This is a genomic window from Mesorhizobium sp. M2D.F.Ca.ET.226.01.1.1, from assembly GCF_004022705.2.
Lineage (GTDB): Bacteria > Pseudomonadota > Alphaproteobacteria > Rhizobiales > Rhizobiaceae > Mesorhizobium.
This window is the reverse complement of record NZ_RZOY02000087.1, coordinates 1-335: the sequence shown is the minus strand read 5'-3', so window position 1 is coordinate 335 and position 335 is coordinate 1. Positions and strand designations below refer to the sequence as shown.

General features: G+C 57.9%; 1 pseudogene. It reads right to left on the bottom strand.

What is annotated here, in order from left to right:
• A pseudogene (locus EN869_RS33870) lies at positions 1–298 on the bottom strand (nucleotidyltransferase); the annotation flags it as partial.
• Between the last annotated feature and the right edge of the window lie 37 nt (positions 299–335).

Sequence of the window (335 nt, the reverse complement as noted above, 5' to 3'; positions counted from 1 at the left end):
GGGTGTCGTTCCACAGGTCGGCAAAATCCTCGGTGGGGAGCGAAGGGTTGTTGACCCCCGGCTTGTCCGGCCGTGCCTGCAGCCAGTCGTCGAGCCTACCCATGATTGTCTGCAACGCGGTTGGCGTGTCCGCGAACCCGTCCGAATCCTTGTCGAACCACTCGATCCGGTGACCGACGAGTGTCGTTAGAAGAACCGACTGGCAACTGAAACGCTTCTTGATGTCCCTGATGTATTTGATGAGCCGGGTCGCCTTGCGAAACGAGTTATTACCCGAGTACCCGTTCTTCTCGCGCATCCATCGAGTGTATTCGATGGGCTGGGATTCGTCGAAC